Annotated in this window: 18 protein-coding genes; 11 read left to right on the forward strand and 7 right to left on the reverse strand. The window is 65.9% G+C overall.

What is annotated here, in order from left to right; genetic code table 11:
• The first annotated feature begins 69 nt into the window (after positions 1-69).
• Entirely contained in the window at positions 70-855 is a 786-nt protein-coding gene (locus E1832_RS01620) for an IclR family transcriptional regulator (RefSeq protein WP_133357996.1), read from the forward strand.
• Between the two features lie 31 nt (positions 856-886).
• On the opposite strand, the gene E1832_RS01625 is transcribed toward E1832_RS01620, so the two are convergent.
• Genes E1832_RS01625 through E1832_RS01645 form a run of 5 tightly spaced genes read right to left on the reverse strand, consistent with a single transcriptional unit; the run spans position 887 to position 5,687 of the window.
• Positions 887-1,657, reverse strand: a complete 771-nt coding sequence (locus E1832_RS01625; protein WP_133357997.1) for an SDR family NAD(P)-dependent oxidoreductase — start codon at positions 1,655-1,657, stop codon at positions 887-889.
• A 5-nt stretch (positions 1,658-1,662) separates the two neighbouring features.
• Positions 1,663-2,469: an ABC transporter permease gene (locus E1832_RS01630; RefSeq protein WP_133357998.1), complete on the reverse strand. Its 807-nt coding sequence runs from the start codon at positions 2,467-2,469 to the stop codon at positions 1,663-1,665.
• 7 nt (positions 2,470-2,476) lie between these two features.
• Complete coding sequence (locus tag E1832_RS01635; RefSeq protein WP_133357999.1) at positions 2,477-3,334, reverse strand: ABC transporter permease; 858 nt, start codon at positions 3,332-3,334, stop codon at positions 2,477-2,479.
• Between the two features lie 24 nt (positions 3,335-3,358).
• A complete protein-coding gene (locus E1832_RS01640) occupies positions 3,359-4,513 on the reverse strand; it encodes an ABC transporter substrate-binding protein (RefSeq protein ID WP_133358000.1) in 1,155 nt (384 codons plus the stop codon).
• A gap of 49 nt (positions 4,514-4,562) precedes the next feature.
• A complete protein-coding gene (locus tag E1832_RS01645; protein WP_133358012.1) occupies positions 4,563-5,687 on the reverse strand; it encodes an ABC transporter ATP-binding protein in 1,125 nt (374 codons plus the stop codon).
• Positions 5,688-5,835: 148 nt separating this feature from the next.
• Between E1832_RS01645 and E1832_RS01650 the strand changes: the two genes are divergently transcribed.
• Positions 5,836-6,645, forward strand: a complete 810-nt coding sequence (locus E1832_RS01650) for a helix-turn-helix transcriptional regulator (RefSeq protein ID WP_133358001.1) — start codon at positions 5,836-5,838, stop codon at positions 6,643-6,645.
• On the opposite strand, the gene E1832_RS01655 is transcribed toward E1832_RS01650, so the two are convergent.
• Both E1832_RS01655 and E1832_RS01660 read right to left on the reverse strand, forming a co-directional pair.
• Complete coding sequence (locus E1832_RS01655) at positions 6,611-7,930, reverse strand: nucleotide disphospho-sugar-binding domain-containing protein (protein WP_133358002.1); 1,320 nt, start codon at positions 7,928-7,930, stop codon at positions 6,611-6,613. The two genes, E1832_RS01650 and E1832_RS01655, sit on opposite strands and share 35 nt — an antisense overlap.
• Entirely contained in the window at positions 7,927-8,976 is a 1,050-nt protein-coding gene (locus tag E1832_RS01660; protein WP_245513748.1) for a GntR family transcriptional regulator, read from the reverse strand. The genes E1832_RS01655 and E1832_RS01660 overlap by 4 nt, the downstream gene beginning before the upstream one ends.
• 72 nt (positions 8,977-9,048) lie before the next feature.
• Between E1832_RS01660 and E1832_RS01665 the strand changes: the two genes are divergently transcribed.
• From E1832_RS01665 to E1832_RS01705, 9 genes are all read left to right on the forward strand, one after another.
• On the forward strand, positions 9,049-10,098 hold the full coding sequence (locus E1832_RS01665; protein WP_133358003.1) for a polyamine ABC transporter substrate-binding protein: 1,050 nt from the start codon (positions 9,049-9,051) through the stop codon (positions 10,096-10,098).
• Positions 10,099-10,216: 118 nt separating this feature from the next.
• Complete coding sequence (locus E1832_RS01670; protein ID WP_206020980.1) at positions 10,217-11,071, forward strand: ABC transporter permease; 855 nt, start codon at positions 10,217-10,219, stop codon at positions 11,069-11,071.
• Position 11,072: 1 nt separating this feature from the next.
• Complete coding sequence (locus tag E1832_RS01675) at positions 11,073-11,864, forward strand: ABC transporter permease (RefSeq protein WP_133358004.1); 792 nt, start codon at positions 11,073-11,075, stop codon at positions 11,862-11,864.
• Positions 11,861-12,925, forward strand: coding sequence for an ABC transporter ATP-binding protein (locus tag E1832_RS01680; RefSeq protein ID WP_133358005.1), 1,065 nt, complete (start codon positions 11,861-11,863; stop codon positions 12,923-12,925). The genes E1832_RS01675 and E1832_RS01680 overlap by 4 nt, the downstream gene beginning before the upstream one ends.
• Before the next feature lie 67 nt (positions 12,926-12,992).
• On the forward strand, positions 12,993-14,279 hold the full coding sequence (locus tag E1832_RS01685) for a nucleotide disphospho-sugar-binding domain-containing protein (RefSeq protein ID WP_133358006.1): 1,287 nt from the start codon (positions 12,993-12,995) through the stop codon (positions 14,277-14,279).
• Complete coding sequence (locus E1832_RS01690) at positions 14,276-14,641, forward strand: cupin domain-containing protein (protein WP_245513749.1); 366 nt, start codon at positions 14,276-14,278, stop codon at positions 14,639-14,641. The genes E1832_RS01685 and E1832_RS01690 overlap by 4 nt, the downstream gene beginning before the upstream one ends.
• Before the next feature lie 11 nt (positions 14,642-14,652).
• Positions 14,653-14,997 carry a cupin domain-containing protein gene (locus tag E1832_RS01695; RefSeq protein WP_133358007.1) on the forward strand — a complete coding sequence of 115 codons (345 nt, stop codon included), beginning with the start codon at positions 14,653-14,655 and terminating at the stop codon, positions 14,995-14,997.
• Entirely contained in the window at positions 14,994-16,070 is a 1,077-nt protein-coding gene (locus E1832_RS01700; protein WP_133358008.1) for an aminoglycoside phosphotransferase family protein, read from the forward strand. The genes E1832_RS01695 and E1832_RS01700 overlap by 4 nt, the downstream gene beginning before the upstream one ends.
• Positions 16,063-17,568, forward strand: a complete 1,506-nt coding sequence (locus tag E1832_RS01705; RefSeq protein ID WP_133358009.1) for an aldehyde dehydrogenase family protein — start codon at positions 16,063-16,065, stop codon at positions 17,566-17,568. The genes E1832_RS01700 and E1832_RS01705 overlap by 8 nt, the downstream gene beginning before the upstream one ends.
• Positions 17,569-17,677: the final 109 nt, after the last annotated feature.

A 17,677-nucleotide genomic window follows, 5' to 3' on the forward strand; every position in this document is an offset into this window, starting at 1 on the left:
CTATATGATATTGTAAGCCTGCCGAATCCGGTGCCGTCAATATTTTTCTGACCTGTTGGGGGGGGAGTTTTGGGCCGGACGGAGAAACCCAAGCAAAATACGCTCTATGTCGGATCGCTGGCCAAGGGGCTGCGGCTGCTGCGCGCCTTCGACGAGTCGCATACGGAGCTGTCGCTGTCAGAACTGGCCGCGCGGTCGGGTCTGGACAAGAGCGCGGCGCAGCGGCTGGCGAATACCCTGCATCTGGAGGGGATGCTGGAAAAGGATGCCACGACACGGCGGTTCCGCCCCTCGCACGCCTGGCTGGGGATGGCCTATGCCTATTACTGGTCGGACCCGCTGGTCGCGCAGGCGATGCCGAAACTGATCGAGTTGTCCAAGCTGATCGGCGAAACGGTCAACATGGCCGAGCTGTCGGGCGATCATATCATCTATGTCAGCCGTCTGCCCTGCAAGCGGACCAGTTTCGCGGCGACGGTGATCGGCCGGCGGCTGCCGGCGCTGTCGACCTCATCGGGGCGGGTGATCCTGTCGACCTTTCCGCCGGAGGAACGGGCCGCGGCGGTGCGCGACTGGCCGCTGCGCAGCTACACGCCGCATACGACGCTGGACCGCAGCGAAATCGTGCAGGCCGTGGAGCAGGCGGTGCGCGACGGCTATGCGATCGCCCGCAGCCAGATGTTGCCGAACGAGATCGCCATTGCCTGTCCGATCCGCAATCCCGAGGGGCGCGCCCTTGCCGCGGTTCAGGCCTCGGTCTCGGCGCTGAGCTGGAGCGAGGAGCGGATCCGGGCCGAGATCCTGCCCGCGCTGCAGGACACCGCCCACGCCATCACGGCGAAGCCGCAGCGGTAGCGTCCGGGGCCCTAGGGGCAGGGCGGGGCGGTCAGAGCACCTCGCCGCCGTCGATCACGAGGGCCAGCCCGGTGACGAAGCTGGACCGGTCCGAGGCCAGATAGAGAATCCCCTCGGCGATGTCCGCGACCTCGCCCCAGCGCCCCATCGGGACGGTCTCGGAGACATAGGCCTCGAGCGCCCCGCGGCCGCCCATCTGGGTCTCGAACCCGGCGTTGAAGGGGGTGTCGACAAAGCCGGGGCAGAGCGCGTTGAAGCGGATCTTTTCGCGCGCGTAATCCGCCGCCATCTGTTTCACCATGGCGACGGCGGCGTGTTTGGTGGTGGCGTAGGACACCATGCCCCGGTCGTACTGGCAGCCCGAGTTCGAGGCGGTGACGATCACCGAGCCGCCGCCCTGCGCCCGCATATGCGGGATCACCGCGCGCGCGACGACGAAATGCGCCCGCACGTTCAGCGCCCAGGCCGCGTCCATCTGCGCCGGTGTCACATCCTCGGCGCGTCCCTCGATCTGGATGCCGGCATGGCTGTGCAGCACGTCGATGCGGCCGTGGTTTGCGGCCACATGGGCGATCTCGGCCTCGACCGCGGCATCGTCGCGCATGTCCAGCCCGCGCGCCTCGCCTCGCCCGCCCGCGGCCTCGATCTCGGCCAGCGTCCCGGCGGCCAGATCCTCGCGCAGATCGGTCACCACGACGAAGGCGCCCTCGCGGGCCATGGCCACGGCACCGGCACGCCCGATCCCCGATCCCGCCGCGGTCACCAGTGCGACACGGTCTTGCAACATTGCTGTCTCCTGCATCTGAATTATCGGCGCTGCTGCGCCTGCGACCGCCGCAACAGAAGCTGCGCGACGATCAGAACGGTGAGCGAGGCGGCCATGACCATGGTGCCGATCGCGTTGATCTCGGGGGTCACGCCGCGCCGGATGGAGGAAAAGACGTAGATGGGCAGCGTCGTCTCGGCCCCGGCGACGAAGAAGGCGATGATGAAATCATCAAAGCTGAAGGTGAAGGCGAGCAGGAAGCCCGCGAGGATCGCCGGCAGGATCTGCGGCAGGGTCACCTGGCGGAAGGTGCCGAAGGGGGTGGCGCCCAGATCGTTCGACGCCTCGATCAGCGCCGGGTCCAGCGTTTCCATCCGGCCGCGCACCAGCAGCACCACCAGCGACATGGTGAACAGCCCGTGCGCCCCGATCAGCGACCCGGCGCCCAGCGACAGTTTCCAGCCGGTCGCCGCCTCGAGCCAGGGATTGACCAGGCCAAAGACCGACACCAGCGCGATCAGCGTGGCGATGCCGATGACGATGCCGGGGATCATCACCGCGATCTGCACCAGCAGATCGAAGGTGGCGCGCATCCGCCCGCGCATGCCGGTCAGCGCCAGCGCCGCCATGGTGCCCACCAAGGTCGCCAGCAGCGCCGACAGGAAGGCGACGCGGACCGAAGTCCAGAGCGCCTCCATCACGAAGGGATTGTTCAGCGCCCGCCCGTACCATTGCAGCGAGAACCCCTGCATCGACGAGGCCGAGCGGCCCGCCGAGAAGGAGAACAGCGCGATGATGCCGATCGGCAGATAGAGAAAGGCGTAGACCGCCAGGGCATAGAGTCTCATGGGTATCTCACATCAGGCCGACATCGTCGCGGCTGGCGCCGAAGCGTTTCACCGCGCGGGTATAGAGCGCGACCGTGATCAGCATGATCACCACCAGCGCCACCGCCACCGCCGAGCCGAAGGCCCAGTTGCGCGATTGCAGGAACAGATCGACCAGCGCGTTGCCGACAAAGAACACCTTGCCGCCGCCCAGGATCGCGGGGATCAGGAATTCGCCCATCAGCAGGATGAAGACCAGCATCGATCCGGTCAGAACGCCGGGCATCGACAGCGGCAGGGTGATCTGGAGAAAGGCGCGCCAGGGCGGGGTCCCGAGATCGGCGGCGGCCTCGAGCAGGCGTTTGTCCAGCTTTTCCAGCGCCACGTAGATCGGGAAGACCATCAGCGGAAGATAGCCGTAGACGATCCCCACCAGCACCGCGAAAGGGGTGTTCAGCAGCCGCACGTCATCCAGGCCGATCTGCGCCAGCAGCGCCGGGATACCCTTGCCGCCCAGCAGGAAGATCCAGGCGTAGGAGCGGATCAGGATCGAGGTCCAGAACGGCACGATCACCAGCACCAGCAGCATGGTCTTCCATTTCGGGCTGACCCGGACGGCGAGGAAATAGGCCAGCGGATAGGCGATCAGCAGCGAGGCCACCGTGCCCAGCGGCGCCAGCGTCATGGTGTTGCGGAAGGCGGCGAAGCGCGCCGGGAGATTGGCGTATTGCTCCAGCGTGAAGCCGGGGGCATAACCGCCGATCGCGCTGCGTTCGCCGAAGGAAAAGATCAGGACGACGGCCAGCGGCAGCAGCAGCAGCGCCGCATACCAGAGCCCTGCCGGTGTCAGCAGCAGCGCCCGCGCCCGGAATTGGGTCATGGCCATCGTCCGTTTCCTTTCTTAGAGCCGTCAGGCCGACTTGAAGCGCGCCATCAGCTCGGCGCGGTTCGGGTCGGTCAGAGTCACCGCCGCGCCGAATTCCAGCGGTGCGAGGGCTTCGGCCGCCGGATAGAGGATCGGGTCGTTCAGCAGTTCCTCGGGCAGCAGCGCGTTGGTGCGGCTGTCGGCGACCGGATAGCCATGCGCCAGCGACTCGCGCGCGTTCACCTGCGGGTCGAGCAGGAAGTTGATCAGCGCATAGGCGGCCTCTTTGTGCGGCGCGCCCTTGGGGATGGCGTAGAAGTCCGACCAGATCTCGCCGCCCTCCTTGCCGAGCGCGAAGCCGATTTCGGGCATGTCGCTGTTCATCTGCTTGCCGTCGCCGGTCCAGCACATGGTCAGCCAGGCGTCGCCGTTGCGCATCGCCGGCTGGTAGTCGGACGAGATCGCGTAGAGGTGGGGCTTGACGTCGATCAGCAGCTTTTCGGCCTGGGCCAGTTCGGCGGGGTCCACCGAGTTGAAGCTGAAGCCGTGATAGACCAGCGCGTTGCCGATGGTGGTGAGCTGATAGTCATGCACCATGGCGCGGCCGTCGAACTGATCCCGGGCGCCGTCGAAGAAGGTTTTCCAGCTGTCGACCACGCCGCCGGTCTTGTCGCTATTGAAGGCGATGCCGGTGGTGCCCCAGTTCTTGGGCACGCCATAGACGACGCCGTCGATGGTGCCGGCGTCGGCAAAGCGGGAATCGAAGGCGGCGGGGTCGTAATTGGGGATCTTCGACAGGTCCAGCGGCTCGATCAGACCCGCCTCGACATAGGTGGGAACGGCATAGTTGGTGGGAACGAAGACGTCCCAGCCCGAGCCGCCGGCTTGAATCTTGGCCAGCATCTCTTCGTTCGAGCCGAAGACATTGACCTGGGTATAGGCGCCGGTGGCATCGGTGAAGGCGTCGAAGTTGGCCGGATCGTGGTAGTTCGGCCAGGTCGCCAGCACCACGCGGTCGCCGATCTCCTGCGCGCGGGCGCGGGTCGGCAGCAGGCCGGGCATGGCGCCGCCCATCACCGCCATCGCGGTGCCGAGGCCGGTGACGCCGAGGAAATGACGGCGGGTCACGGAGCCCTTTTCATAGCGCCGGAGTTCTTCCATGAACGCCTTGCGCGAAATCGGTTTGGTGTCGTTTTTCATTTCGGGTTTCCCTTGTTGGACTTGCAGAGTTGGACTTGCACGGGTTCAGTCAGCTGTCGGCGGCGAGAACGAGCCCCGTCTGCTCTGGCCACAGAACATGGACATAGGCGCCCACGTCGTGCCCGCCGGCGACTCTTTCGGCCGCTCGCGGGGCGTTGACCTGCAAAGTGCCGATGCCTTCGGCGGTCAGCAGGTATTCGGTGTGATCGCCCAGAAAGGTGCGATGGGTGACCATCGCCGGCAGGGCGGCAGTGGCCGCAGGCGTCGGGTCGCTCCGCCGAACCAGGCTCAGCGCCTCGGGGCGGATGGCGATGTCGACGTGGGTCCGGGTATCGTCGGGTTCGTCCTGCACCAGGACATGAACGCCGTTGCCGAGCGCCGCCTGCGCCCAGCCGCTGTGGCGGGCGGCGATCTGGCCCTCGACGATATTCGCCTTGCCGACGAAATCGGCCACATAGCGGCTGCGCGGGCGGTCGTAGAGATCCTGCGGGGTGCCCACCTGAATGATGCGGCCATGGCCCATGATGCAGATGCGGTCGGACATCGACAGCGCCTCTTCCTGGTCGTGGGTGACCAGAACGAAGGTGATCCCGAGGCTGCGTTGCAGGTCCAGCAGCTCGCGCTGCATTTCGCCGCGCAGCTTGGCGTCGAGCGCGGCCATGGGTTCGTCGAGCAGCAGGATCTTGGGCTCGTTTATGATCGCGCGGGCCAGCGCGACGCGCTGCTGCTGGCCGCCCGACAGCTCCCATATGCGGCGCTGGGCGAAGTCGTCCAGCCGCACCGTCGCCAGTGCCCGGATCACCCTGTCGGCGATCTCGTGTTTCGGCAGCCGCGGACGGCGCTGGCGCAGGCCGTAGCCGACATTCTCCGCCACCGTCATATGCGGGAAGAGGGCATAGTGCTGAAACACCATGTTCACCGGCCGGCGATAGGCGGGCATGCCGCCAACCTCGCGGCCGTCGATCAGAACCTCACCCTCGGTCGGGGATTCGAAGCCGGCCAGCATCCGCAGCGCGGTGGTCTTGCCGCAGCCCGAGGGGCCGAGAAACGACAGAAACTCGCCCCGCCGGATCCGCAGGTCAATACGGTCGGCGGCCAGAACCTCGCCGAACCGCTTGGTCGCGCCGACGAACTCGGCCACGGTCTGCCGGGTGTCGGTCGGCGATTGGGTCATGTCGTGATCCTGAGTCATCGTGTTTCCCGCGTCGGCATATCCATCCAGCATGGGTTACCTTATTTCTGTTGCACCAAAAGGCATATGCCGTATCCTGATAAAAAGGTAAAAAATAAGCCATGAGTTGTATATACCACAAAGGGCATAGATGGCGGGGAAGTTTCAGATAAGGGATTGGGCCGAAGCCACCGCCGAGGTTGTCGCGGCCTTGCAGACGCCGGATTTCGCCCGGGCGCTCACGGCGGCGATCCGCAGCGTCGTCCCGTTCGAGTTCGCGGTGATCTTTGGCTATTACCGGGACAGCCGACCGCTTGATATATATGACGATTTTCCTGGGGCGAAGCGCAGGGTGATGGTCGACGACTATCAGGAGGGCCCGTATCTGCTGGACCCGTTCTATCTGCACTCGCAGGCGCCCACAGTCTCGCGCCTGGCGCGGTTGCGCGATCTGGCGCCGGACCGGTTCTATCAGGCGGAGTATTTTCGGAATTACTATGTTCAGACCGGACTTGCTGAAGAAATAGGCTTTATCGTCGATGTCGGCCGGGAGGTGAGCGTGGTGATCTCGGCGATGCGCGAGACAAAGGCGTTCTCGGCGCGCGAATTCCGCGAACTTCAGGCCATCTTCCCGTTTGTCGAGGCGGCGGCGCGGCGCCACTGGTCCGGGCTCATCGACGAGTTTTCAGAGCGGCCGCCGTCGCAGGGGCCGCGCCTGCCGCAGCTGATCGACGACGCGTTCCAGCGCCTGGGGCGCAATCTGCTGACCCCACGCGAGTCCGAGGTGGTGGAATACATCCTCAAGGGCCATTCGGCCGAGGCCACCGGGCGGGCGCTGGGGATCGCGCCGGGGACGGTGCGCATCCACCGCCGGAACATCTATGGCAAGCTGGGCGTCAGTTCCCAGGGCGAGCTGTTCTCGAACTTCATCTCGTCGCTGGAGGATCTCGGTCACGGCTGACGGCGGGGGCGCGGAGCGCGGCCAGGCAGGCCTCGGCCGCGCGGGTCGTGCCCGGGTGCGCCTTCATCTGCCGCGAGATGCCGGCCAGATGCGCGGCCATCGCATCATCGTCCAGCAGCGACAGGATCGTCGCGCGCAGATCCTCGGGCGTCCAGTCGGCCCGGTGCATCCAGCGGCCGGTCCGGGTTGCCTCGGCCCGCTGCGCGTTGTCGTGACCGTCCCAGCAATAGGGCATCACCAGCGAGGGCACCCCGTGATAGAGCGCCTCGCAATAGCTGTTGTTGCCGCCGTGGTGGATGAACAGCGCCGCCTGCGGGACGACCGAGGGCTGCGGGAACCAGCTGCCCAGATAGACGTTGTCGGGCACTTGGTCATAGGCCTCGAGAAAGCCGCCGACATTGATCAGGAACCGCGCCGGCAGGGTGGCGAAGACGTCGATCATCCGCTTGATCAGCCCGGTGTCGATGGCGCCCAGGCTGCCGAAGCTCATGTAGATCAGCGGCCCGTCCTCGACCGGCATCGGCGGCGGGTCGAAACGGGTTTCCGCGCGCACGCAGCCCTCGAGAAAGACAAAGCGGTCCGCGGGCAGCGGCTCGGCCCGGTCATAGCGCACCGCCGAGGGTGCCAGGATCAGGTTCAGCGTCTCGGAGGGTTCGAGAAACAGGCCGCGTGGCAGCGGCGGCAGCCCGCGCGACTTGCGAAAGGCGTTGTAGCGGGCGTGGCTGGCGCGGGTGTGCCTGAGATAGGCCTTTTCGAAGGCCCCGCGCGCCCCGGTCTGTTCCGGCGGGAGGCCGGAGAGATAGGGCGGCACGTTCGGGTCCGGCAGCTCGGTCTCGGCGCAGGAGACGATCCGCACCCATGGGCAGCCGGCATTGGCGATGGCCGGGAACATGATCACGTTGTCGAGCAGGATCAGGTCGGGCTGGATGCGGTTCAGGATGTCGGTCAGGCCCGGTTCGGCGGCCTCGACGGTGTCGACGATAGCCTCCCACGTGGGTGCGACGTAGGTCGGCAACTGGTCCATCGGATCCAGGTCGAAATGCGGAAGCTGGGTATTGATGAAGCTTTGCCAGTAATCCTCGATGGCCTGGCTGGTGCTTTGCGCCTGGGCTGGCAGGTGAAATTCCTTGAACCCGTATTCGGCGAAGACGCCGGTAAACCCCGGATGGCAGATGAAGACAGGCGTGGCGCCGAGGCGGCGCAGTTCCTGGGCGATGCCGACACAGTTCAGCGCCGCGCCAAAGCTCGCTTCGGGGAACAGGGCGATGGTCGGGGGGCGGTTCATACGCGCGTGGTCCTCATCAGCGGCGGGATGCCGCGGTTGGCCGCCTCGGGCCGGCGGATCCGTGAGCGCCGCAAATGGAGCACCATCTGATCGGCTGCAAGGTCGAATTGGCTGCGTTCCAGGCTGTCCAGAATTTCCAGATGTTCCTCGAGCGATTGTCTGAGGCGGAAGTCGGGGACCGAGCGGTCCTTTTGCGTGGCCCGGCGCAGCCGGTGGTGGGCCAGCAGCGTGCCACGCAGGAATCGGTTGCCCGAGCATTCCGCGATAAAGCCGTGAAACTCGGTATCGACCCGGTGAAACCCGGCCGCCACGATGCGGCCATGGCCGGTGCGGAGCATCTCCTCCATCTGCTGTCTGAGTATCCCGGCGCGCTGATTGTCGAGGCTGAACCCGGGGGCGAGAATGGCCTGCGGTTCGATGGTGAGCCGCATGGCGAGGCTCTCTTCGATGGCGTTCGGGGAATCGAGCAGCGGCTGAAATGCCCAGGATCGGCCCGGCAACTGGGCAACGATCCCGTCACGGGACAGTATTTTTAACGCATTTAGTACAGAGTTTCGCGTTGTGCCATATCGGCGGACAAGGGCGCTTACGGATTGAACATCGCCGATCCGCCGCTCGGCCCGGTCCGACAGGATGCGCGAGGCGAGGGATTCATCGAGATCCTCAAGCCGTCTGATCGCCGCGGTGATCTGATCGGCCTGCGCGATCGCCAGGAAATACCCCTCCTCCTCGCGCCAGCGGATGAATTCGTTTTCCTCCAGTATTTTCAATGCTGAACGGATGGGGGTGCGGGAGACGCCGCAGGCGTCCGACAGGCTTTGTTCGGGCAGGTGGTCGCCGGCGGCCATGCCGCGCTCCAGCGCGACGCTCAGGATCTGCTGCGCGAGGAGAAGGTGGTTCTGTCGCGCGTTGCGTCTGGTCTGTGCCATGGTGACGGGTCCGGGCCTGTTGTTCGGGGTGTCGGCGGCGGGAGAAGGGGAAAAACACCGAATACAAGTTGACGTAGTTTTTCGCTCAATAATACTGGAAACCACAGCGGTCAGCAAGAACCGCACCCCACAAAGCGCATCGCGGCCCGGCGGCAGGGCGATGCCCCAACAGATAAGCGGAGGTTCTCAATGATCCGACACAGACACGCCGTTCGCGCCCTGCTCGGCGCCAGCTTTGCCTGCTGCGCCACAGCGCTTTGGGCCGAAGGCCTCGTCGTTTCCAACTGGGACGGCTACATGGCGCCCGACGCCATCGACAGCTTCAACGCGGCCACCGGCAACGAGGCCGAGCTGGTGCTGCATGCCACCAACGAAGAGATCATGGGCAAGCTGATCGCCTCCAAGGGCAAGGGCTATGATGTGGTCTTCGTCTCGTCGCCCTTTGCCGAGGTGCTGCACAACCTGGGGCTGGCCGAAGACCTCGACCATGCGAAATTGCCCAACATCGCCAATCTCTACCCCCAGGCGACCGAACTGGCGCATGACAAGGGCAACGCCTTTTCGGTGCCCTATGCCTGGGGCACGACCGGCCTGTGCTATCGCTCCGACCTTTTGGCCGAGGCGCCGGACAGCTGGATGGATATGCTGGCGCCCAGCGAGGACGTCGCGGGCAAGACCACCATGCTGGCGACCGACCGCTGGCTGCTGGGGGCGGGGTTCCTGGCCAAGGGCTATTCGGTGAACGAGACCGATGCCGGCAAGCTGGCCGAGGTCCGCGACCTTCTCATCGACGCGAAAAAGACCCTGCTGGCCTATGACGACACCACGTTCTACGCCAAGCTGGTTTCGGGCGAGGCCGAGCTGGTCCATGCCTGGGACGGCTGGTGCAACTATGGCATCGCCGAGAACGCGGAGATCAAATACGTGATCCCGAAAGAGGGCTCCGACCTCTGGGTCGACACCATGGTGATCCTGAAGGGGGCCGAGCACAAGGACGCGGCCTATGCTTTCGTGAACTTCATGCTCGATCCCAAGAACCACGGCTGGGCGGCCGAGAACATCCTTTACAAGGTGCCGAACAAGCCGGCGATGGAAACGCTCTCGGCCGAGTTCCTGGCTAGCTTCCCCAATATGGACATGTCGCCCGATGCGCTGCTGGCCTTCGAGCAGCTGCGCGACGTGGGCGAAGCGCAACGGGCCTATGCCCGCACCGTGTCCGAGATCAAGGCCGCGAACTGAGGCCCGGGTAGCGGGTTTCGGCCCGGCGGACGATCCGCCGGGCCGGGCCGATCCAATGACAGCAAACCGCGCCGCCGCATCCGGGCCTGCCCGATGTGGGCGCGCGCAGAGTATCGCAATGACCGACCGCAAACCGCTCTACCTGATGTCGCCGGCCCTGGCCTGGCTGACCGGCTTCATGGTGATCCCCTGTTTGCTCGTCCTGGCGCTGGCCTTCTTCCGGCGCGGCATCTACGGCGGCATCGAATATACCTTTACGCTGGAGAACATCGCGCTGGTGTTCGACCCGCTCTATGCCCGCATCTTTCTGAAATCGGCGGGCATCGCCGGCCTTGCGGCGGTGCTGGCGGTGATCCTGGGCTATGCCGCCGCCTATGCCATCGCGGCGATGCCGCGGCGGCGGCAGCCGATGCTGCTGTTCTTCGCGGTGCTGCCGTTCTGGTCGAACTATCTGGTGCGCACCTATGCCTGGATCGTGCTGCTGAACCGCGAGGGGCTGATCGCGGCCGTGGCCCATGGACTGGGGTATGACGGCGAGCTGCCCAAGCTGCTTTATACCGAAAGCGCGGTGGTGGTCGGGCTGGTCTACAACTACCTGCCCTTCGTGATCCTGGCCTGCTATGCGCCGCTGTCGCGGCTCAATCCCGAGATGTCCGAGGCCTCGCGCGATCTGGGCGCCTCGGGCTGGACCACCTTCCGCCGGGTGGTCCTGCCGGTGACGGTGCCGGGGATCGCCACCGGCTTTGTCTTTGTCTTCGTGCTGTCGATCGGCAATTTCGTCACCCCCGCGCTGCTGGGGGGCGGCCAGTTCCAGATGATCGGAAATCTTGTCTATGCGCAGTTCCTGACGGCGAACGACTGGCCCTTCGGGGCGGCGCTGTCGATGGTGCTGATCGCCATCATGATGGGGCTTCTGACGCTGCAGACCTTTGCCACCGAACGCGCCTCCGGCGCCCGCAGGCAGGAGACCTAGGATGCACGGCGGCCCGGACAAACGCCTGATGCTGCTGATCCTCTCGGTGGTCTTCGCGTTCCTCTATGTGCCGATCTCGGTGCTTTTCGCGCTGTCCTTCAACGAGGGCGGGCTGCCGACCGCCTGGACCGGGTTTTCGGTCAAATGGTACGGCGAGCTGGCCCGCAACGGCGAGATCATGCGCGCGGCCTTCAACACCCTTGTGGTGGCAACCGTCTCGACGCTGCTTGCGACGGTGCTGGGCACGCTGCTGGCGGTCGGGGTCGAGATCCGGCGCCGCAAGGGGCGGTTCCTTGAAACCATCATCTTTGCGCCGATGATCATCCCCGACATCGTGCTGGCGATCGCGCTGCTCAGCTTCTTCTCGCTGCTCAACGTGACGCTGGGGCTGCACACGATCATCGTCAGCCATGTGGTGTTCAACCTGGCCTTTGTCTGTTCGGTGGTGCGGGCGCGGCTCAAGACATTCGACTGGTCGATTGTCGAGGCCTCGCAGGATCTGGGCGCCTCGACCGTGGTGACGCTGTGGCGGGTGGTGCTGCCGGGGATGCTGCCGGCGGTGATCGCCGGCGCGCTGCTGGCCTTCACGCTGTCGGTGGACGAGTTCATCATCGCCTTTTTCACCGCCGGGGCGGGGCGCGAGTCGATCACCCTGCCGATGCAGATCTTTGCCATGATCCGGTTCGGCGTCACCCCTGAAATCAACGCGCTCGCGGTCATCGTGATGACGGTCTCGGTCGCCGCGCTCGCCCTGTCGCAACGGCTCAATCGCGGAGGACTGCCGGGACAATGACCCAGCCGCTGTTGTCTATTTCCAATATCGACAAGCATTTCGGCACGCTGAAGGCGGTCGACAATGTCAGCCTCGATATCCGCGAGAACGAGTTTTTCGCGCTTCTCGGCGCCTCGGGCAGTGGCAAGACGACGCTGTTGCGGATGCTGGCCGGGTTCGAGGTACCGACCGGCGGGGCGATCTATCTGGACGGCAAGGACGTCTCGGCGATCCCGCCGAACCGGCGGCCGGTGAACCTGATGTTCCAGTCCTATGCGCTGTTTCCGCATATGACGGTGGCGCAGAACATCGCCTATGGGCTGGAGATGGAGCGGCTGCCGCGGCGCGAGATCGCCGCGCGGGTCGAGGAGATGCTGGGCGTCATCCAGCTGTCGCAACTTGCCGGGCGCAAGCCCGATCAGCTGTCGGGCGGGCAGCGGCAGCGGGTCGCGCTGGCCCGGGCGCTGGTGAAACGGCCGCGTCTGCTGCTGCTCGACGAGCCGCTGGGCGCGCTCGACAAGAAGCTGCGCGGCGAGATGCAGCTGGAACTCAAGCGCATCCAGCACGAGTTCGGCATCACCTTTGTCGTCGTGACCCACGATCAGGAGGAGGCGCTGGTGATGGCCGATCGCATCGCCATCCTGAGGGACGGGCGGCTGCTGCAATGCGGCTCTCCGCGCGAGATCTACGAAACCCCGCAAAGCCGATTTGCCGCGGATTTCATCGGGGTGATGAACTTCCTGCCGGCGCGGGTCGGCGGCGGCGTGCTGCTGGCGCAAACCGGGGTGCCGATTGCCGCCGATCTGCCGGAGGGGCTGGCCGAGGGGGCGGAGGCCGTCGCGGCGGTGCGGCCGGAGCGGCTGCACCTGGGGCAATCGGGCGCCGACAACAGCCTGACCGGCACCATCGGCGCGATGGCCTATCACGGGCTGGACCTGCAACTGCACCTGACGACGCCGCTGTCGCCGCAGCCGGTGATGGTGCGCCTGACCGCCGACGCCGCCGAGGGGCGGCCGCTGTCCATCGGCGACGAGGTCACGGTCGGCTGGTCGGCCAGGGACACGCGGGTGTTTCCCGCCTGAACACGGACAAGACAAGACGCAAGGATCGGGCCGACGAAACGGCCCCGCCACAACAGAGGAGATCACGATGGAACAAAAGACCTTTGCCTTTTTCCCCGAGGCGGCCTTTGGCCCCGCGCTGAATTCTGTGGGGATCGCCCAGGCGGTGGAACGCAGGGGACACAAGGCGGTGTTCCTCTCGGATCCCGGATTTGTCGAGGTTTATCAGGGCTACGGCTTCGAGGCGCATCCGGTCAGCCTGTCCGAGCCGATGCCGCCCGAGCAGATGGCCAAGTTCTGGGAGGATTTCATCAACGGTCATATCCCCAATTTCCGCAAGGCGCCGATCGATCAGATCGACAATTACGTCAAGGAATGCTGGGAGGCGATCGTGGACAGCGCGAAATGGGCCGAAAAGGATCTGCCCGGCATCCTGGCGCGGATCAAGCCCGACGTGATTTCGGTCGACAACGTGATCCTGTTCCCGGCGATCAAGCAATTCGGCGTACCCTGGGTGCGCATCATCTCCTGCTCGGAAAACGAGATCGAGGACGAGGCGATCCCGCCGCACCTGTCCGGCATGGCCGTCGGCGACAAGGCGGGTCATGCGGCGTTCCGCGCCAAATTCAACGAGGTGATCGGGCCGATTCACGAGGATTTCAACGCATTCCTGCAGGCGAACGGCGAGGACCCCTATCCGCTGGGGCAGTTCTTTGAGGCCTCGCCCTATCTGAACCTGCTGCTGTATCCCGAGCCGGTCATCTATGAGCGCGCCGTGCCGCTGGACCCGGCCCGGTTCCAGTATCTGGAAGGCTGCGTGCGCCAGGACGAGCCCTATCAGGTGCCCGAGTTCGAGATGAACAACGACGGGCCGCTTTTGTACATTTCCTTCGGCTCGCTCGGCGCTGGCGATACCGATCTGCTCAAGCGGCTGATCGCGCTGGTGGGCAAGACCCGCTATCGCGCGCTGGTCAATGTCGGCGACTACAAGGATCAGTATGACGACATTCCGGGCAATGTGATCATCGACAGCTGGTATCCGCAGCCCTCGGTCATCCCGCAGGTCGATGCGGTGATCCACCACGGCGGCAACAACTCGTTCACCGAGTGCCTCTATTTCGGCAAGCCGGCGATCATCATGCCCTATGTCTGGGATGGCCACGACAACGCGATGCGGGTGCAGGAGACCGGGCACGGTTTCCGCTCGGACCGCTATGAGTGGACCGACGAGGAGATGATCGCAAAGATCGAGGCCTGCCTGACCGATACGGCGATGGCGGCGCGGCTTGCCGCCACGTCGGCGCACATGCAGGCGCAGAACGGTCAGGAAAAGGCCGCGCAACTGCTTGTCGATCTGGCGGAGGGGGCGGCGTGAGCAACCTCACCACCATGTCGGCGCCCCATATCCACGCGGCCGGGACATACGATGATCTGGTCGATTGGGGGCCGCAGCCGGACATGATCGAGGGGCAGTCCCACTCGACCGGGCGGCTGCTCCACAAGGGGCCGGGCAATTCGCCCGAAACCGGCATCTGGGTCTGTACCCCCGGGCGCTGGCGGCTGTCGGTGCCGCGCGACGAATTCTGTCATTTCGTGGCCGGGCACGCGTTTTACCGGCGCGACGGCAGCGACGAGGTGATCGAGGTGACGCCGGGAACCTGCGTCCTCTTCCCTGCCGGCTGGCGGGGCGAGGCCGAGATCCGGCAAACCATCCGCAATATCTATATGCTGGCCTGAAGGGACACCAAGTGAAGACACCCGTGATGCACAACCCGCTCGAGATCACCGATGTGGTGGACTGGGGCGTGATCCCCACCATGATCGAGGGCACCTCCCATACCTCGGGCAAGCTGCTCTACAAGGGGCCGGAGGGCGAGAGCGAATGTGGTCTGTGGATCTGCACCCCGGGCAAATGGGACTGCCACGTCACCCGCGACGAATTCTGCCATTTCCTCGAAGGGCGCTGCACCTATGTCCACGAGAGCGGCGAGGTGATCGAGATCACGCCCGACACCGCCGCCTTTTTCCCGCAGGACTGGAAGGGCGTCTGCACGGTGCATGAGACGGTCAAGAAGGTCTATATGATCCGATGACCGGCGCCGGCACCGACATTCAGGCGCGGCCGGCTTCAGCCATCGCGCCGCCGATCGCGAGCTTTCTGGCGCGCCACGGCCATGCCGGGCAGCCGCTGGAGCCGCTGGCCGGCGACGCCTCGGCGCGGCGGTATTTCCGGCTGCCGGGCAAGGGGCTGCTTCTGATGGAGGACCGCAGCGACCCGGTGGGCTTTGCCGCCTATCTGCGGCTGTCTCGGCATCTGCTGGCGCTGGGCCTTTCGGCGCCCCGTGTGCATGGCGCCGACCCCTCGACCGGGCTGGCGCTGGTCGAGGATTTCGGCGGTGGCACCTATTCCACCTGTCTGGCCGGGGGGGCGGACGAGGGCGCGCTCTATCGGCTGGCGGTCTCGGCGCTGCTGCATCTGCATCACGACGCGCGGGCGGCGGCGGTGTCGCAGCCGGGCTATGATCTGGACACGCAGCTTGCCGAGATCGACCTGTTTTCCCAATGGTTCGCGCCGGCGGTGGCCGGACCGGGGTTCGATGGCGGCGCCTTTGCGGCGCGGTTCCGGGCGCTGTGGCGCGCCGCGCTGGCGCCGCAGGCGGCGCGGCGCGACACGCTGATCCTGAGGGATTTTCATATCGACAACCTGATGGTGCTGGCGGACCGCGACGGGGTGCGGCGCTGTGGGCTGCTGGATTATCAGGATGGGGTGATCGGCGCCTGCGAATACGATCTGGTCTCGCTGCTGCAGGACGCGCGGCGGGATCTGGCGCCGGGGCTGGAGGCCGAGCTGCTGTCGCTCTACATGGACAACGCGCCGCAGCACCTTGGCGCGGTAGAGGAAATTCGTGCCCGCTATGCCCTGCTGGGCGCGCAGCGCCATACCCGCATCGCCGGCGTTTTCCTGCGCCTGAGCCAGCGCGACGGTAAACCGCGTTATCTGCGGTTCCTGCCGCGTGTGCTGCGGCAGCTTGAAACGGCGCTGGGCGCGGCGGGGCTGACGGAAATCACCGACCTGCTGAGCCGTGATCTGCCCGGCTGGCGCGCCGAAGGGGCGCGGATCGCGGCACAGGCAGAGCAACAGAGAAATGGAACGCCCGATGTCTGAAACGATCTCTCCCCGCTACTATCTGGCCCCCGAGTTTCACCTGAGCCGGGGGGCGCAGCACGCGGTGATCGACCCCGCGACGCTGGAGCAGGTCGGACTGCGCGCCGAGGTGACCGACGGCGAGCTTGACCAGATCCTGACCCGGGTGAATGCGGCCCAGAAGGGCTGGGCGCGGATGGACGCCAAGTCCCGGGCGCAGCATCTGCACCGGCTGGCCAGCCGGATCGAGGCGGCGGATATGACCGATTGCGCCATCCTGATGAGCCGGGAGATGGGCAAACCTTATCCAGAGGCGATCGGGGAGGTGGCCAATTGCGCGCCCGTCTTTCGCTATTTCGCCGAGATGGCGCGCGATGACGCCGGCAAGATCGCCGGCACGACACAGGCGGGATCGCTGCAATACGCGCGCTACGAGCCCTATGGGGTCTCGGCGCATATCATGCCGTTCAACTTTCCCATCCTTTTGATGTGCTGGACGGTGGCGGCCTCGCTCGCCGCCGGCAACGGCTGTGTGATCAAACCGGCCGAGGCGACGACGCTGTCGACGCTGGAGTTCATGCGGGTGTTCGACGAGATGCCCGAAGGTCTGATCGCCTGTATGCCGGGCGGCGCGGCGACGGGGCGCGCACTGGTCCAGAGCGAGCGCACCCACGCCGTCGCCTTTACCGGATCGGTCGCGGCGGGCAAGGCGGTGGCCGCCGATGCCGCCGCGCGGATGAAACCGGCGGTGATCGAGGCGGGCGGGTCGGACCCGATGATCATCACGGCCCATGCGCCGATTGACATCGCCGCCGCCGGGGCGGTGACCGGCGCGTTTCACATGTCCGGGCAGGTCTGCACCTCGACCGAGCGGATGTATGTGGTGGACAGCGTGCACGATGCCTTTGTCGCGGCCTTCGTGGCGGAGACACAGCGGCTGCGCATCGGCAACGGGCTGGAGAAATCCGAGATTGGTCCGCTGGTCAGCAGGCCCGCCCTGGAGAAGGTCGAGCGGCTGGTGGCGGATGCGGTCGGCAAGGGCGCGACCGTCGCCTGCGGCGGGCGCCGTCCCCAGAGCGATGCGCCGGGCTATTTCTATGAGCCGACGATCCTGACCGGCTGCACGGCCGGAATGGACATCCTGACCGAAGAGGTGTTCGGCCCCGTCGCCGCGATCGTCCGGGTGCCGGATTTCGACACCGCGCTGGCGATGGCAAACGACAGCAGCTTTGGCCTCGGCGCGTCCATCTTCACCACCGATCTGGCCGAGGCGCATGAGGCCGCAGAGCGGTTGGAGGCGGGGATGGTCTGGGTGAACAACCCGATGATCGACAATGACGCGCTGCCGTTCGGCGGGTGGAAGAACTCCGGCCTCGGGCGGGAACTGGGGCGGGTCGGGCTGGATACCTTCCGCCGCTCCAAGATGGTCATCCTCGATCACCGGCCGGTGCGGCACGAGTGGTGGTATCCCTATCCCGACGAATGGTTCCTGGACGCGGGCGGACGCAAGCACGTCTGAGGCGGCGCCGGGTCCGGGCCGCCGTCGCGCCGCCCGGCGCCGTCACGCCGCGCCCGCCGTCGTCGCGCCGCGCGTCCGGATCGCGGCGCGGTCAATCTTGCCGTTACCC

Origin of the sequence: Antarcticimicrobium luteum (assembly GCF_004358185.1) — a bacterium.
GTDB classification, from domain to species: Bacteria; Pseudomonadota; Alphaproteobacteria; order Rhodobacterales; family Rhodobacteraceae; genus Antarcticimicrobium; species Antarcticimicrobium luteum.

Coding starts and splice junctions, on each gene's coding strand:
- E1832_RS01655 (WP_133358002.1), bottom strand. CDS start 7,930: ATGAACCGCCCCCCGACCATCGCCCTGTTCCCCGAAGCGAGCTTTGGC.
- E1832_RS01640 (WP_133358000.1), bottom strand. CDS start 4,513: ATGAAAAACGACACCAAACCGATTTCGCGCAAGGCGTTCATGGAAGAA.
- E1832_RS01670 (WP_206020980.1), top strand. CDS start 10,217: ATGACCGACCGCAAACCGCTCTACCTGATGTCGCCGGCCCTGGCCTGG.
- E1832_RS01650 (WP_133358001.1), top strand. CDS start 5,836: ATGGCGGGGAAGTTTCAGATAAGGGATTGGGCCGAAGCCACCGCCGAG.
- E1832_RS01630 (WP_133357998.1), bottom strand. CDS start 2,469: ATGAGACTCTATGCCCTGGCGGTCTACGCCTTTCTCTATCTGCCGATC.
- E1832_RS01625 (WP_133357997.1), bottom strand. CDS start 1,657: ATGCAGGAGACAGCAATGTTGCAAGACCGTGTCGCACTGGTGACCGCG.
- E1832_RS01675 (WP_133358004.1), top strand. CDS start 11,073: ATGCACGGCGGCCCGGACAAACGCCTGATGCTGCTGATCCTCTCGGTG.
- E1832_RS01635 (WP_133357999.1), bottom strand. CDS start 3,334: ATGGCCATGACCCAATTCCGGGCGCGGGCGCTGCTGCTGACACCGGCA.
- E1832_RS01705 (WP_133358009.1), top strand. CDS start 16,063: ATGTCTGAAACGATCTCTCCCCGCTACTATCTGGCCCCCGAGTTTCAC.
- E1832_RS01685 (WP_133358006.1), top strand. CDS start 12,993: ATGGAACAAAAGACCTTTGCCTTTTTCCCCGAGGCGGCCTTTGGCCCC.
- E1832_RS01700 (WP_133358008.1), top strand. CDS start 14,994: ATGACCGGCGCCGGCACCGACATTCAGGCGCGGCCGGCTTCAGCCATC.
- E1832_RS01645 (WP_133358012.1), bottom strand. CDS start 5,687: ATGACCCAATCGCCGACCGACACCCGGCAGACCGTGGCCGAGTTCGTC.
- E1832_RS01665 (WP_133358003.1), top strand. CDS start 9,049: ATGATCCGACACAGACACGCCGTTCGCGCCCTGCTCGGCGCCAGCTTT.
- E1832_RS01680 (WP_133358005.1), top strand. CDS start 11,861: ATGACCCAGCCGCTGTTGTCTATTTCCAATATCGACAAGCATTTCGGC.